This window comes from Curtobacterium sp. VKM Ac-2889 (assembly GCF_015350855.1).
Classification (GTDB): Bacteria; Actinomycetota; Actinomycetes; order Actinomycetales; family Microbacteriaceae; genus Curtobacterium; species Curtobacterium poinsettiae.
Map to the genome: position 1 here is coordinate 549,025 of NZ_JADKSC010000001.1, position 13,178 is coordinate 562,202.

At 71.8% G+C, this 13,178-nt stretch carries 15 protein-coding genes; 6 read left to right on the top strand and 9 right to left on the bottom strand.

Going from position 1 to position 13,178, the window contains the following annotated elements; translation table 11 throughout:
- Positions 1-26: 26 nt before the first annotated feature.
- The 8 genes from hemC to hemE form a co-directional block, all read right to left on the bottom strand.
- Positions 27-1,079 (bottom strand): hydroxymethylbilane synthase, encoded by a 1,053-nt coding sequence (gene hemC, locus ITJ50_RS02795; protein WP_235517694.1) that lies wholly within the window; start codon positions 1,077-1,079, stop codon positions 27-29.
- A complete protein-coding gene (locus tag ITJ50_RS02800) occupies positions 1,076-2,308 on the bottom strand; it encodes a ferrochelatase (protein WP_071249887.1) in 1,233 nt (410 codons plus the stop codon). Before ITJ50_RS02800 ends, hemC begins: the two co-directional genes overlap by 4 nt.
- Entirely contained in the window at positions 2,305-3,057 is a 753-nt protein-coding gene (gene hemQ / locus ITJ50_RS02805) for a hydrogen peroxide-dependent heme synthase (RefSeq protein WP_056072514.1), read from the bottom strand. The genes ITJ50_RS02800 and hemQ overlap by 4 nt, the downstream gene beginning before the upstream one ends.
- A 68-nt stretch (positions 3,058-3,125) precedes the next feature.
- Positions 3,126-3,356 carry a DUF3618 domain-containing protein gene (locus tag ITJ50_RS02810; protein WP_017887725.1) on the bottom strand — a complete coding sequence of 77 codons (231 nt, stop codon included), beginning with the start codon at positions 3,354-3,356 and terminating at the stop codon, positions 3,126-3,128.
- Between the two features lie 41 nt (positions 3,357-3,397).
- Positions 3,398-3,856: a phage holin family protein gene (locus ITJ50_RS02815; RefSeq protein ID WP_017887726.1), complete on the bottom strand. Its 459-nt coding sequence runs from the start codon at positions 3,854-3,856 to the stop codon at positions 3,398-3,400.
- A complete protein-coding gene (locus ITJ50_RS02820) occupies positions 3,853-4,107 on the bottom strand; it encodes a hypothetical protein (protein ID WP_017887727.1) in 255 nt (84 codons plus the stop codon). The genes ITJ50_RS02815 and ITJ50_RS02820 overlap by 4 nt, the downstream gene beginning before the upstream one ends.
- 100 nt (positions 4,108-4,207) lie before the next feature.
- Complete coding sequence (locus ITJ50_RS02825; protein WP_194589867.1) at positions 4,208-5,524, bottom strand: protoporphyrinogen/coproporphyrinogen oxidase; 1,317 nt, start codon at positions 5,522-5,524, stop codon at positions 4,208-4,210.
- Positions 5,521-6,627, bottom strand: a complete 1,107-nt coding sequence (gene hemE, locus ITJ50_RS02830; RefSeq protein WP_194589868.1) for a uroporphyrinogen decarboxylase — start codon at positions 6,625-6,627, stop codon at positions 5,521-5,523. The genes ITJ50_RS02825 and hemE overlap by 4 nt, the downstream gene beginning before the upstream one ends.
- Positions 6,628-6,665: 38 nt before the next feature.
- Here hemE and ITJ50_RS02835 point away from each other — a divergent pair, with 38 nt between their 5' ends.
- Positions 6,666-7,988 (top strand): glutamyl-tRNA reductase, encoded by a 1,323-nt coding sequence (locus tag ITJ50_RS02835; protein ID WP_017887730.1) that lies wholly within the window; start codon positions 6,666-6,668, stop codon positions 7,986-7,988.
- A 35-nt stretch (positions 7,989-8,023) separates the two neighbouring features.
- Positions 8,024-8,422: an NUDIX domain-containing protein gene (locus tag ITJ50_RS02840; protein WP_323749874.1), complete on the top strand. Its 399-nt coding sequence runs from the start codon at positions 8,024-8,026 to the stop codon at positions 8,420-8,422.
- Between the two features lie 3 nt (positions 8,423-8,425).
- On the opposite strand, the gene ITJ50_RS02845 is transcribed toward ITJ50_RS02840, so the two are convergent.
- On the bottom strand, positions 8,426-8,701 hold the full coding sequence (locus ITJ50_RS02845) for a hypothetical protein (protein ID WP_071249893.1): 276 nt from the start codon (positions 8,699-8,701) through the stop codon (positions 8,426-8,428).
- A 99-nt stretch (positions 8,702-8,800) separates the two neighbouring features.
- On the opposite strand from ITJ50_RS02845, the gene ITJ50_RS02850 reads away from it, so the two are divergent.
- The 4 genes from ITJ50_RS02850 to ITJ50_RS02865 all read left to right on the top strand — a co-directional run bounded on the left by ITJ50_RS02850 (position 8,801) and on the right by ITJ50_RS02865 (position 13,095).
- Positions 8,801-9,478 (top strand): DUF4232 domain-containing protein, encoded by a 678-nt coding sequence (locus ITJ50_RS02850; protein ID WP_056072520.1) that lies wholly within the window; start codon positions 8,801-8,803, stop codon positions 9,476-9,478.
- 191 nt (positions 9,479-9,669) lie between these two features.
- Positions 9,670-10,947, top strand: a complete 1,278-nt coding sequence (locus ITJ50_RS02855; RefSeq protein WP_194589869.1) for an SGNH/GDSL hydrolase family protein — start codon at positions 9,670-9,672, stop codon at positions 10,945-10,947.
- 291 nt (positions 10,948-11,238) lie between these two features.
- Positions 11,239-11,658, top strand: coding sequence for a GNAT family N-acetyltransferase (locus ITJ50_RS02860; RefSeq protein WP_194589870.1), 420 nt, complete (start codon positions 11,239-11,241; stop codon positions 11,656-11,658).
- Between the two features lie 60 nt (positions 11,659-11,718).
- Complete coding sequence (locus tag ITJ50_RS02865) at positions 11,719-13,095, top strand: hypothetical protein (protein ID WP_194589871.1); 1,377 nt, start codon at positions 11,719-11,721, stop codon at positions 13,093-13,095.
- The last annotated feature ends 83 nt before the right edge of the window (positions 13,096-13,178 follow it).

Here is a 13,178-nt window from a genome sequence, read left to right on the forward strand (position 1 = left end):
GTGGTGGAGGGTTCCGTGGTGACCGCCTACTCGGCCGGCGTCGCCAGGCCGGGGCCGGCGGTGTACGGCCCGTCCGTGGTGTCCTCGGCGACGGTGGTCGCCAGGTCGGCGAGCTCCGCAGCACCGTTCTCGAGCAGCTCGGTCGCCACGCGGCCACCGACCGCGAGCGCCTCGTCGAGACGGTCCTGCGCCGAACCGTCGAGCACGGCCGCGTGCGACGCGGTGCGGTACTCGGTGCCGTCGGGGCGGTAGACGGTCGCGGACACGAGCAGGAGCTCGGCGTCCACGACGGCCGTCGCACCGATCGGGGCGGAGCAGCCGGCCTCGAGCTTGGCGAGCACCTCGCGCTCGGCCGTCACCGTGAGGCGGGTCGGGGCGTGCTCGATCTTGCGGAGTGCCGCGAGCAGCCCCCGGTCGGTCTCGTCCGTGCGGATCTCGACCGCGAGCGCACCCTGCCCGGGAGCACTCGGCCAGAAGCCGAGGTCGAGCAGTTCGGTGGCGGCCGACAGGCGGTCGATGCGCCCCAGGCCGGCAGCGGCGAGCACCACGGCGTCCAGGTCGTCGTCCACCCGACCGAGGCGGGTGTCGATGTTGCCGCGGATGTCGACGACGTCCAGGTCGGGCCGTGCGGCACGGAGCTGCGCGGCACGGCGCGGCGAACCGGTACCGACCTTCGCGCGGTCCGGCAGCGTGTCGACGGTTGCACCGTTCCGGGCGACGAGGACGTCGCGGGCGTCCGCCCGCTTCGGGACGGCGCCGATCGTCAGACCCGGGTACGGGGCGGTCGGCAGGTCCTTCAGCGAGTGCACGAGCACGTCGACCTCGCCGGCGACCAGGGCTTCACGCAGGGCACTGGCGAAGACACCGGTGCCGCCGAGCGAGGCCAGGGACGCACGGTTCGTGTCGCCCTCGCTCGTGACGGTGACGAGTTCGACGGGTCGACCGGCCGCCTTCGCCAGGCGGTCGGCGACGTCCTGCGACTGCGCGACCGCGAGCCGGCTGGCACGGGTGCCGAGCCGGATCGGGGCCGGGCGATCGGGGGACGTCGTGTTGGGGTCGTTCACGGGTGCGTCGGTCACGGGGCGACGCCGGCGGCGGCGGGCTTGAACCCCGCTCGCACGTTCTCGCAGCAGCCCGGACGGCACACGTCGTACCAGGGGCCGATGTCGGTCATGTGCGGACGCTCGGCCTTCGGCGTGCCGTTGACCCGCTCGAGCACCAGGTCGACGAGACCGGACACGTAGGCCGGGTCGATGCCGGGGGTCTGCGTGCGGAGCGACCAGAAGCCGAGCTCACCGGCGGTCTCGGTGGCTTCCTCGTCGAGGTCCCACATGACCTCCATGTGGTCGCTGACGAAGCCGAGCGGGACGATCAGCACGGCACGCGTCGGGCCGCCCTTGAGGTCCTCGTTCATGTAGTCGTTGATGTCCGGCTCGAGCCACGGCTGCGTCGGGGGGCCGGAACGCGACTGGTAGACGAGCTTCCATCCGGGCTTCGACGTGCCCTGCAGGTGGGCGTGCTCGGGCTGCTCGAGGAGCTCGGCCCAGGCCTGGTCGAGCACGACCTCGCCCACGGCGAGGTGCTGCGCCTCGTACGCGCCGTGCTCGTCGAACCCGCGGTAGTCGGGGCCGGAGCGGGCGGCGTCGGTCGAGGGGATCGAGTGCGTCGAGAAGAGCACCTGCAGCTCGGTCGCGACGTCCAGGCCATCGTTCTCGGCGATCGCGCGGGCCATGCCGTCGCGGACGCCGTCGATGAACGGGCGGACGAAGCCCGGGTGGTCGAAGAACTGGCGGACCTTGTCGATCTGGATCGTGTCGATCAGACCGGTCTCGTTGAGCACGCGGGCGTAGTCCTCGCGGTACTGCCGGCAGCTCGAGAACGACGAGTACGCGCTCGTGGCGATGGCGACGAGCTTGGTGTAGCCCTTGTCCGCTGCCTCGGTGAAGGCCTCTTCGAGGTAGGGCGCCCAGTTGCGGTTGCCCCAGAGGACCGGCATGTCGATGCCGCGCGACGCCAGCTCGGCCTCGAGCGCGGCCTTGAGCGCACGGTTCTGCGCGTTGATCGGGCTCACGCCGCCGAAGTGGCGGTAGTGGTGCGCGACTTCTTCGAGACGCTCGTCCGGGATCCCGCGGCCGCGGGTGACGTTGCGCAGGAAGGGGATGACGTCGTCCTGGCCCTCGGGACCACCGAAGCCCGCGAGCAGGATCGCGTCGTACGCGGTCGGGGTCTCGACGTGCTCGGGTCCGGACGCTGCCGCTGGGGTCGCGGCGAGGACCTGGCCGTTCGTGATCATGCTGGTGTCGGTCATGACAGCACCTCCGGGAGTTCGGCGGTCGTCACGCGACGACCCGTGAAGAAGGGGACCTCTTCGCGCACGTGCATGCGCGCCTCGGTGTAACGGAGATCGCGCATCAGGTCGACGAGGTCGACCAGGTCCGGGCTCTCGAGCGGCAGGATCCACTCGTAGTCGCTCAGGGCGAAGGTCGCGATGGTGTTCGTGAGCACGCGGCGGTACTTCGCGCCGGCGATGCCGTGGTCGCGGAGCATCTTCGAGCGCTCGTCCTCGGGCAGCAGGTACCACTCGTAGGAGCGGACGAACGGGTACACCGTGATCCACGCCTCGGGGTCCTTGCCGCGCAGGAACGCGGGGGTGTGCCGCTTGTTGAACTCGGCTTCGCGGTGCATGGCCATCACGTGCCACACCGGCTCGGCGTCCTGGAACAGTCCGGTGCGGCGGATCTCGCGCAGCACGGCCTGGATCGCCTGTGCGTCGTCGCCGTGCAGCCAGACCATGACGTCGGCATCGGCGCGGAAGGCCGAGACGTCGTAGAAGCCACGGATCGTGACCCCGCGCTCGGCAGCGCTGGCGATCACGGCGTCGAGTTCGGCCACGGCGTCGTCGCCGACGCGGTGGATCGGACCGAGGGGCCGGCGGAACACTGCCCACAGAGCGTAGGCCGTCAGCAGGTTCGGGTCGATCCCGGAGTCCGGGTGACCGGTCTCGGCGGGTTCGGCGTGGGGGTGGTCGTTCGCGGGCACGGGCGCGTCGGAGCTCATGGATCCATTGTCCTATCGGTTGCCAGGGTGGTGGCCGCCCCGCCTCCGGTGGACCGCGCTCGGGCGGTCTACCGCCGTCGGAGCACCATCACGACGATACCCCCGACCACTGCCACGCCGGCTGCGAGACCGGCCAGGTAGGGGACGGGCTGCTCGTCGAGGCCGCGCTTGAACCTCGACGCGGCGATCCCGATCTGCTTCGGGACGTTGAGCTTGTCCTCGATCGCGTCGAGGGTGTCGAACAACTGGGCGCGGGTCGCGGCGACGCGGGCAGCGAGATCGTCGTGCGGGTCGGTCACGGTTCCTCCGTCGGTGGTGCGGCTGTCGGGGCTGTCGACGCTCAGGAGCGGCTGTCGACGTCCGGCTTGCGGCTGCCGTACTGCGTCGGCGGGGTCGGCTTCTTGCCGAGGCCCTTGACCGCGTTGATGTCGTTCTTGACGCTGTCGATCGTGCGCTTGGGCGTGAGGGGCAGGCCCTTCTTCAGGCGCTTCCAGCCGACCAGGCCGAGGATCGCGGCGATGACGAGCATCACCACGGCCACCACCAGTGCGGCCAGCCACGCCGGCATCACGGTCGCCAGGCCCATCACGGCTGCGGTCAGCAGGACGCCGATCGCGTAGAGCACCACGACGAGCGCACCGACCAGCAGCCCGGCTGCCAGACCGAAGATCTTCGCCTTCGCGAGCATCTCGGCCTTGAGCAGGTCGATCTCGCCCTTGACCAGGCCCTTGACGAGCTTCGGGACGTCACCGACCAGGCCGAACAGCGAACGCGACTTGCGATCGCGGGTGTCCGTCATGAGGTGGTGGTGTCCTTCTTCTGGCCGACCTTGCGGACGGCCTTCTTGGTGGTCTCACCGATGAACTCGGCGACGTCCGGGGTCTTGTCGGCGATGAAGTCTTCAGCGACGTGCACGCCCTTCTGGACGCCGTTGCTGTTCCAGACCTTGCCGCTGACGGTCTTGATCTGCTCGTACCGCGCCCGTCCGGCTCGCGATCCCAGGACGTACCCGAGTGCGGCGCCGGCGACGAACAGGAGCTTTCCGCGCATGTGCGATTCCTCCGTGCATTGGTTGTGCGGTGGTCATGCACCGAACGGAATACGTCCGGCGGTCTCACCAACAGTAGCCCTCAGGGGCTGCGCGGTCCGCTCAGGAACGAAGGAGCTCGTCGGCTGCCTTCCGGGCCGCGCCGATGATGCCCGCCAGGCCGCGTCCGGTCGAGGCCTCGCCGATGCCGACGACACCCTCGGCCAGCCCGGCTTCGGTCAGGTCCGGCCCGTACCAGCCGACGCGTGCGGCCCCGCTGACGCGGTCCGCCGTGATCGGCACGCCGAGCAGCGTGGAGGCGTCCTGCAGGGCACGGCTGCCGACGGGGTCGGCCGGGTCGACCGGGAGGCTCGTGGCCACGCCCGCCGTGTCCGTCGCGCCGGTCGCGTAGCTGAGTCGCAGGACGTGGCGTCCGTCCGCCACGTCGGCCAGCCACGGCCACTTCACGGTGGCGTGCGTCAGGGCCTTCGCCGACACGGCCTGCGCGTCCGGGTGCACGAGCATGCCGGTGCCACGCGGGGCCGCGTCGAGCTCCGGCTGGTCGACGACGAGCGTGACGAGCTGGATGCCCGTCCGGTCGGGTGCAGCCGTGCGCTCCGGGTCGGCGACGGAGGACAGGGTGTGCTGGGCCGGCAGCCGTTCGGTGGTGCCGTCGGCGCCGACGATCTCCACCGCGTGCGCCTCGATCCGGGTCGCCCGGGTGTGCAGTCGGACGTCGACGCCGTAGGTGGCCATGTCGGCGACGAGTTCGTCCACGAGCCGCACCGTGCCACCGCGGATCCCCTGCACCGGGGTGCCGGCGGCCGCCCGTGCCCGCAGCGACAGGACCGCCCGGGCCAGGGAGCCCTCGCGCAGCAGTGCGGCGCGCAGGCCCGGAGCCACCCGGTCGGGGTCGAGCTGGTCGGGGTGGGTGGAGTGCACGCCACCGGCGATCGGCACCACCAGGTCGTCGAGCACCCGCTCCCCCATGCGCCGCCGGACGAGTTCGCCGAGCGAGGAGGCCTTGGCGCCCACCGGGGCCGGCAGCAGCGAGTCCATCTGGGCGCGCAGACCGCCCTGCTGTCCGACCACGGCCAGCACGTCGGCCGCCATCGGGGTGCTCGGGATGCCGAGGAGCCCGGTGGCGGGGATCGGCGAGGTCCGGCCGTCGCGGGTCATCAGCCACGCGCCGCGGGGGTCGGGGGCGACGACGTCGTTGCCCAGTCCCAGCTCGGTCGCCAGGCGGCCGACGGCGTCCGTGCGGGTGGCGAACGAGTCCGCCGCCATGTCCAGGTCGATCCCGCCGACGGTGTGCCGACGGATCATGCCCCCGAGCTCGCCCGAGGACTCGACGAGCACCACGTGGGCGCCGCCCTTGGCCAGGTCACGCGCGGTGACGAGCCCGGCGATCCCGCCGCCGACCACGACGACGTCGGTCATGCGCCGGCTCCGTCCCCGAGGGAGTGGACGAGCTCGACCACGCGGGTCAGGACGTCCGGGTCGGTCTCCGGCGGGACCCCGTGGCCCAGGTTCACGACGTGGGCCCGTGCGGCACCGCCCCGACGGACGACGTCGCGGACGTGCGCTTCGAGGACGTCCCACGGCGCCGAGAGCATCGCCGGGTCGATGTTGCCCTGCACGCTGACGCCGGTGCCGACGCGCCGGACCGCCTGGTCGAGGGGCAGGCGCCAGTCGACCCCGATCGCGTCGACGCCGACGGTGTCCGTGCCGAAGGTCGTCATGTCGGCCAGGACCTCGCCGCTGCCGACACCGAAGTGGATGCGCGGGACCCCGAGCTCGGCGACGTACGACATGGCCCGGGCGGAGTGCGGCGCGACGTACCGGATGTAGTCGGCGCGGGAGAGCGACCCGACCCACGAGTCGAACAGCTGCGCGGCCGAGGCCCCGGCGAGCACCTGGGCCCGCAGGAACATCCCGGACACCTCGGCGGCCCAGGCGAGCAGCCGCGACCAGGTCTCGGGGTCGGCGTGCATCAGCGTGCGCGCGCGGATGTGGTCCTTCGACGGGCCGCCCTCGACCAGGTAGGCGGCCAGGGTGAACGGTGCCCCCGCGAAGCCGATCAGCGGGGTGTCGCCGAGCTGCTCGACCGTTCGGCGGACGGCCTGCTCGATGGGGGCGAGGGCCGCGGGGTCGAGCTGCTCGAGCGCGTCGACGTCCGCGGGGGTGCGGATCGGCGACGAGAGCACCGGACCACGACCGGGGACGATCTCGACGTCCACGCCGGCGAGCTTGATCGGCACGACGATGTCGCTGAAGAAGATGCCCGCGTCGACACCGTGCCGGCGCACCGGCTGCAGGGTGATCTCCGACGCCATCTCCGGGTCGAGGCACGCATCGAGCATGGCTGTGCCGATCCGAAGCTCGCGGTACTCCGGCAGGGACCGTCCGGCCTGCCGCATGAACCACACCGGGAGCGTCTCCGGACGGTCACCCCGCAGGGCCCGTACCAGGCGGGAACCACTCGTCCGCCCTGATGCCAGGGGGTGGGAGTCGGGGAGGGATGTGCTCGTCGCTTCGGTCACCGGATGATTCTCCCATCGAGCGCGTTACCATTGACTACGTGCTCATCTGTCTCACGGCGTCGCATCGCAACGCCAGCTTCGATCTCCTGGAGCGACTGAGCATCGGTGCACCCGCGGCAGCCAGCCGACTCGTCACGGATGCCGGCGTCCTCGACGGTGCAGTGGTCCTCGCGACCTGCAACCGCTTCGAGGCGTACCTGGACATCGCGGGCGACGAGAGCGACTCCGCCGTCTCCGCCACCGTGCAGGCCGTGGCCGCCGCGAGCGACCTCGACGCGACCGAGGTCCTGGACTCCGTCAACGTGCTCGGCGGCAAGGACGTCGTGCAGCACCTGTTCGCCGTGTCGAGCGGTCTCGAGTCCGTCGTCGTCGGCGAGACCGAGATCTCCGGCCAGGTCCGTCGCTCGCTCGAGGACGCCCGGTCGAACGGCACCACCACCTCGGACCTCGAGCGCCTGTTCCAAGAGGCCGCGCACACCTCGCGCGGCGTCAAGACCCGCACCCGCATCGGCGCCGCCGGCCGGTCGCTCGTGCGCCTCGGCCTCGAACTCGCCTCGTCGCGCGTCACCGACTGGGCCCGCACCCGCGTGCTGCTCGTCGGCACCGGCAGCTACGCGGCGACCACCATCGCCGCGCTGCGCGACCGCGGTGCCACGAACATCCAGGTCTTCTCGCCCTCGGGTCGCGCGTCCTGGTTCGCCGCCAAGCACGACCTCGTCGCCACCCGTGACCTGCGCCAGGCCATCGGGGCGAGCGACGTCCTGATCACCTGCACCTCGAGCGAGGTCCCGGTCGTCGCACCGGCCGACCTCGACGACGGGGTCCGCCGCATCGTCATCGACCTCGGGCTCCCCCGCAACGTCGACCCCGCGGCCGCCGGCGTCGACGGCGTCGAGCTGCTCGACCTCGAGACGATCAGCATCCACGCCCCGATCTCCGAGCTGAACGCCGAGTCCGAGGCCCGCGCGATGGTCGACGACGCCGTGTCCCGGTTCCGCGCGCAGGCGATGGAGCAGTCGACGACCCCGGCGCTCGTGGCGTTCCGCAAGCACGTGTTCGACATCCTCGACGACGAGATCGAGCGGGCCAAGCGCCGCGCGGACGCCGACGGCGAGTCCGTCGAGCACACCGAGCGGGCGCTCCGGCACCTGGTCGGCGTCCTGCTGCACCGTCCGTCGGTCCGCGCCCGTGAGCTCGGTCGGGCCGGTCGCGGCGAGGAGTTCGTCGGGGCGATCGACTCCCTGTACGGCGTCCGCCCCGACGCCGAACCGGAGCTGCCGTCGCCCGTCGTCCCGCTGGCCGACCGCACGGCCCTGGACCCGACCACCCCGGGACGCGACGACCAGGCGGACGCGAGCTGAGCCTCCAGACAGGCGCCCAACCACCCACACTGCGCGTGAGTGCGCTGCTGCTGGTGCGTGACCGACGTGTCCTGATGGTGCGCGCCCGGGCGCGCGACGTGCTCTACATGCCCGGCGGCAAGGCGGAGCCGCACGAGACCGACGTCGAGGCCGCCGTGCGCGAGGCGTACGAGGAGACCGGCCTGCGGCTGACCGCCGCCGACGTCGAACCGTTCGGCGTCGTGTTCGAGCCCGCCCACGGGCAGGCTCCGGGGACGATGGTCGCGATGACGCTGTTCCTGGTCCGGCCGGGAGGCCCACTGGACTCCGCCACGCCCGTCGCCTCGGCCGAGGTGGACGAGGTCGAGTGGGTCACCTCCGCCGACGCGGGTCGCTGCCCGCCTGCGGGCGTGGAGACGCTCCGCCGCCTGGTGGCGGCGGAGCTGATCGACTGACCGTCAGGCCTTGTCGGTGTCGGTGTACTCGCCGACCTCGCCGTTCTGGGCCGGCTCGGCCTCGCCGGGGATGTCCGAGTCGACGTACTCGCCATCGGGCCCGGCGCCGTTCGGACGGGTCTCGCCGGGGATGTCGCTCGAGACGAACTCGCCGACGGGCTCCGTCGACTCGACGTGCTCCTCGCCCGGGATCTCGCTGTCGGTGAAGGCTCCGGCGCGGGGCTCGACCCCGTCCGCGCGACCCTCGTCGCCTCGTGCCTGTTCGTGCTTGCCCGTCATGTCCGACCTCCGCTGCTCGGGTTGCTTGCCTCGGAGTGTGCTCGGGGTCCCTGGACGCCGACCGAACCGGATGCGGCGTTCGGTGGTTGCCTGTGCAGCATGCAACGCAGCAGCCGATCCAAGTTCCTGCTCGTCGTGACCGGGCTCGTCGCCGTCGGGACACTGGCGGGGTGTGCCTCGGACGGGCAGCCCGCCGCCACCGAGACGGTCACCGCGCCCGCGCCGTCGCCGTCCGCGTCCGCGCCGGCGTCCGCACCGCAGTCGTCGGACGAGTCCGCCTCGACGGCACCGTCCACCGGTTCCGGGTCGTCCGCCGGTTCCGGTTCTGCTTCCGGTGACCGGTGCGCGGTGTCGTCGCTGGCAGGACGCATCGAGGCCGGCAGCGGTGGTGCCGCCGGCAGCGTCATCGTGCACCTGGTGCTCGAGAACACCGGGTCGACGACCTGCACTGTGCAGGGGTGGCCGGGCGTCTCGTTCGTCGGGGGTGGCACCGGCAAGCAGATCGGTGCGGCCGCGACGCAGGAGAAGAACGCGCCGCACCCGACCGTGACCCTCGCACCCGGCAAGACCGCCGTCGCACCGCTCAAGATCGTCCGGGCCGAGAACTACCCGTCGGGTGACTGCTCGGCGAAGACCCCGGACGGCTTCCGTGTGTACCCGCCCGGGTCGAAGCAGTCCCTGTTCGTGAAGGACACGGACTACAAGGCCTGCGCGTCCGCCGACGCCTCGCTGCTGTCCGTGCAGGCGTTCGTGCCGGAGGGGCAGGCGACGTCGTAGCGGTCGGACGTTCGACGACAGCTGTCGGACGATCCGCTGGCACCGATCCCGGGAGTGGACAGGTCTGTTGCTCACGACGGAACTGACCTATGGTCGTCGTGGGATGGGGGTTCTCTCAGGTTGCCGCAGGTCGGCAGGACCGGAGAGTGCGCTCGTGCCGTGACCACCGCATCGATGCTCTTGGGGGAAACATGACGGATCACAGTTCGAAGAGCGGCCGGGGGATCTCGAGGCGAGGTCTGCTGCAGGGCGCTGCCGTCACGATCGGCGGATCAGCCCTGGCCGGCGCTGCGGCGTCACCGGCGACCGCGGCAGCCACCAAGCCGTTCATCCCGTCGGGACTGACCTACTCCGCGAGCGACCCGCTCGCCGGGTTCTTCCGCAAGGTCGCCGCCGGCACCGCGACCATCGTCACGGCGGGCGACTCGATCACGGAGGCGTTCGGCGCGGCCTCGCCGCAGAAGGGGTACCCGGCACGGGTGCGGGCACGACTCCGCAACGGTGCTGGGCAGGCACCCGGCGGGTTCGACTACGTCCCCGCCCGCTCGCAGTACGCAACGGTCGACAAGCCGCCGACCACGGTGACCTACGTCTCGTACACCGGGGCGAACGGTGCCGCGATCGACCTCCGCTCCGCCACGTACGCGGGCGCCCGGAGCACGAAGTCCGGACTCGGCCGACGAGCCGTCGCGCTGACCGGCACCGGCACCGGCGTCCGGTCGGCGACGTTCACGCAGCGCTGCACGTCGTTCGTGCTGTCGTGGCGGGCGACGAGCACGCGTGACGCCGTCTCCGTCACCATCGACGGCACCAAGGTCACCCTGCCGGCGGTCTCCACCGGTGAGCAGACCTGGACCAGCCCGAAGTCGGCCTCCGCGGTCCGCACCGTCACGGTGACGTGGCAGAGCGGCGAGCCGTTCCTCGAGGGCTGGCAGCTCTTCGACGGCGACGAGGGCGGTGGGTTCCACGTCCTCGAGGCATCGCAGTCGACCTCGCGCACCGAGGGGTTCTCGCTCGCCTCGTCGGCCGCGAACGGCAACGACACCTGGGCCGATGCGCTCCGTCGCTTCTCGCCCGACCTGATCACGTCGATGTGGGGGACGAACGACTACGGCGTGGTCACCCCCGCGGTGTTGACGCAGCAGACGGTCAACTACCTGGACCTGGTGCACGACCGCAGCCCGGACTCGGCGTTGCTCGTGATCATGCCGTACCAGCTGGGCAAGGCATCGACCACCGAGTGGGCGAAGTACCGCGCCGCACAGCAGCAGGCGGTGACCACGTTCCGGTCCGCGAACCCGGGTGTCGCGATCGGGTTCTTCGACCTCGGTGCCTACGTGCCGCCGTACTTCGGGCAGACCGGCACAACGGGCAACACCTACATGTACGACGGGATCCACCCGAACGACACCGGCTACGACGTCATCGCGGCGATCCTCTACGCCTACCTGACGTCGACACCGGCCTGAGCTGGGGCCCCGTCCGCGTGGTGATCGCGGGCGGGGCGCAGTCCGTGACGAGCGGGAGCCCCGGACCGTGGGCACCGCGAACCGCAGGTACGGACAGTCCAAGGAGCGCCGTCGTGGGGATTCGGGTCGACACGACGGCGCTCACACCACACGTCATCGTGTGCCAGGCGACGCTCGCCCCCGCGCGTCGCCAGCAGCGATGCTCGTCCGGATCCGACCGGGCGTCAAGGAATAGATGAGCACGACTCGCCGGTCGCGCCCGTCCCCGTGAGCTCGGGCACGATGGGCTCCATGAGCACGACGATCAGCGACAAACCCCCGGGGATCGACGAACTGGTGGCGCTGTACGACGCCGTCGGGTGGACCGCGTACACGCAGGACCCCGCAGCCCTCACCGCGGCGATCGTCGGCTCCCACAGCGTGCTGACCGCCCGCGACGACGATGGACACCTGCTCGGCCTGCTCCGCACGGTCTCCGACGGCGTGACGATCGTGTACGTGCAGGACGTCCTCGTCGTGCCGTCCGCGCACCGGTCGGGCGTCGGCGGTGCACTCCTCGACGCGGTCCTGCAGCGGTACGCCGAGGTTCGCCAGACGGTCCTGCTCACCGACACCGAGGCGGGGCAGCGGGCGTTCTACGAGTCGCGTGGCTTCGTCGAGGCCCACGACGTCGAACCCCAGCCGCTGCGCTCCTTCGTGCTCCTGCGCTGAGCGGGGATGGGTCCCGCGACCGATTCCGTGCGGCACCACGGCGTTCCTAGACTCGGACGCATGGGGGCTCGCGCACGGACACGTTCAGCAGGAGCGCTCGCGACCGCGCTCATCGTCGTGCTCACACTCGCCGCGTGCACGTGGTCACCGCCACCGCCGACCGGATCGGAATCGGCACTCGCGAAGCTCATCACCCGGATCGAGCGGTTGCCCGGCGTCGACACGGCCGAGGGCGAGGTCCGTCAGGTCGACGCGAAGGACGACCCGCACAACTGGATCACGTCGCTCGAGGTGCGGGCCGACTCGAGCGACCTCGCCGTCGCCGAACGGATCCGGCACACGGCGGCGCGGGGTGTCAGCGGCACGACGCTGTCGGTGACCCTGGACGTGCCTCGCGGCCGCGCGTCGGCACCGGTCGTCCTCGATCCGATGGACCGCGACGTCGTCGACCTGGCCGGACGGCTGCGTGCGGAGCCCTTCGTGCGCAGGCTCTGGGTGACCCCGTCAGGTTCCACGATCTGGCTCGTGCCGGGCGTCAGCCTCACCGACGCCGTCACGCAGGCCCGTCCGATCGTCGGCGACCACCCGGCCTCGCTGGACCGGGGTGACGTTTCGGTGGGGATCACGGCGACGCACCCCGGGCGAGCACTCCTGCGCACGATCGACGGGTTCGACCGCGACGGTGACCACGACGTCGAGCGCCTGTCCTACTCACCGGGCACGACCTACGCCGACGCTGCGCAGGCCACCACCGACGCCGCCGCTGAGTCCGCCACAGCTGGGGAGGCCGAACGCCCCTCCCTGTCGGTGTCGGGCGGAGGACTCGGCGCCGTCGCCGACGTCCTCGTCCGGACGAAGGACGAAGCCGCCGACGCACACCGCGCTCCGCGCACCGCGTTCTCCGTCGGCCTCGACGGGACGAGTGGCTGGCTCGGACTCCCCCTCGACGCGAAGAAGCCGCAGGACGCCACCGCCCCGGGCACCCCGAGGACGAGCCCCACGCCGGCCCCCTGGGTGCCCGCCGACGTGAGCGACCACGCTGCGACGCTCCGGGCGTTCCTCGAGCGCTCGGCCGACGCCGCCGGGGTCCCCGCGACCGTCACCACGGGCACCGAACAGTGCGCGCCGTCCGGGTCGACCTGGTCGCCCGACGCGACCGGCACCCGCGCGACGGCGTTCAGCATCGTGCCCGTGTTCCAGATCGTCGACGACGCGCAGGCGCCGTTCGACGCCGTGACCGCGCTGTGGACTTCCGAGGGCTTCGAGGTCAGCGGCCGGGCGATGGGCCGGGACTACTGGTCGTCGTCAACGGATGCGGATCCTGCCACGGCGAGCATCCGGGGCACGGTCGACGGCCTGAGTCTGCGCGCGGAGTCGGTCTGCGTCCCCGGCCCTGACACGGCGACACCGCGTTCCGGCACCCGCCACCGTCCGTAGCGTCCGCGCTCCCCGAGTCTCGGCCCCGCGGACAGTGTCGCCGTTGCTGCGCCCGCGATCTGTCCGCCGGACCGAGACTCGGC

What these genes read in the sequence shown, in the direction of transcription:
- ITJ50_RS02800 (WP_071249887.1), bottom strand. Translation starts at nt 2,308, where the DNA reads ATGACCGACACCAGCATGATCACGAACGGCCAGGTCCTCGCCGCGACC.
- hemQ (WP_056072514.1), bottom strand. Translation starts at nt 3,057, where the DNA reads ATGAGCTCCGACGCGCCCGTGCCCGCGAACGACCACCCCCACGCCGAA.
- ITJ50_RS02815 (WP_017887726.1), bottom strand. Translation starts at nt 3,856, where the DNA reads ATGACGGACACCCGCGATCGCAAGTCGCGTTCGCTGTTCGGCCTGGTC.
- ITJ50_RS02820 (WP_017887727.1), bottom strand. Translation starts at nt 4,107, where the DNA reads ATGCGCGGAAAGCTCCTGTTCGTCGCCGGCGCCGCACTCGGGTACGTC.
- ITJ50_RS02825 (WP_194589867.1), bottom strand. Translation starts at nt 5,524, where the DNA reads ATGACCGACGTCGTCGTGGTCGGCGGCGGGATCGCCGGGCTCGTCACC.
- ITJ50_RS02845 (WP_071249893.1), bottom strand. Translation starts at nt 8,701, where the DNA reads ATGACGGGCAAGCACGAACAGGCACGAGGCGACGAGGGTCGCGCGGAC.
- ITJ50_RS02850 (WP_056072520.1), top strand. Translation starts at nt 8,801, where the DNA reads ATGCAACGCAGCAGCCGATCCAAGTTCCTGCTCGTCGTGACCGGGCTC.
- ITJ50_RS02855 (WP_194589869.1), top strand. Translation starts at nt 9,670, where the DNA reads ATGACGGATCACAGTTCGAAGAGCGGCCGGGGGATCTCGAGGCGAGGT.
- ITJ50_RS02860 (WP_194589870.1), top strand. Translation starts at nt 11,239, where the DNA reads ATGAGCACGACGATCAGCGACAAACCCCCGGGGATCGACGAACTGGTG.
- ITJ50_RS02865 (WP_194589871.1), top strand. Translation starts at nt 11,719, where the DNA reads ATGGGGGCTCGCGCACGGACACGTTCAGCAGGAGCGCTCGCGACCGCG.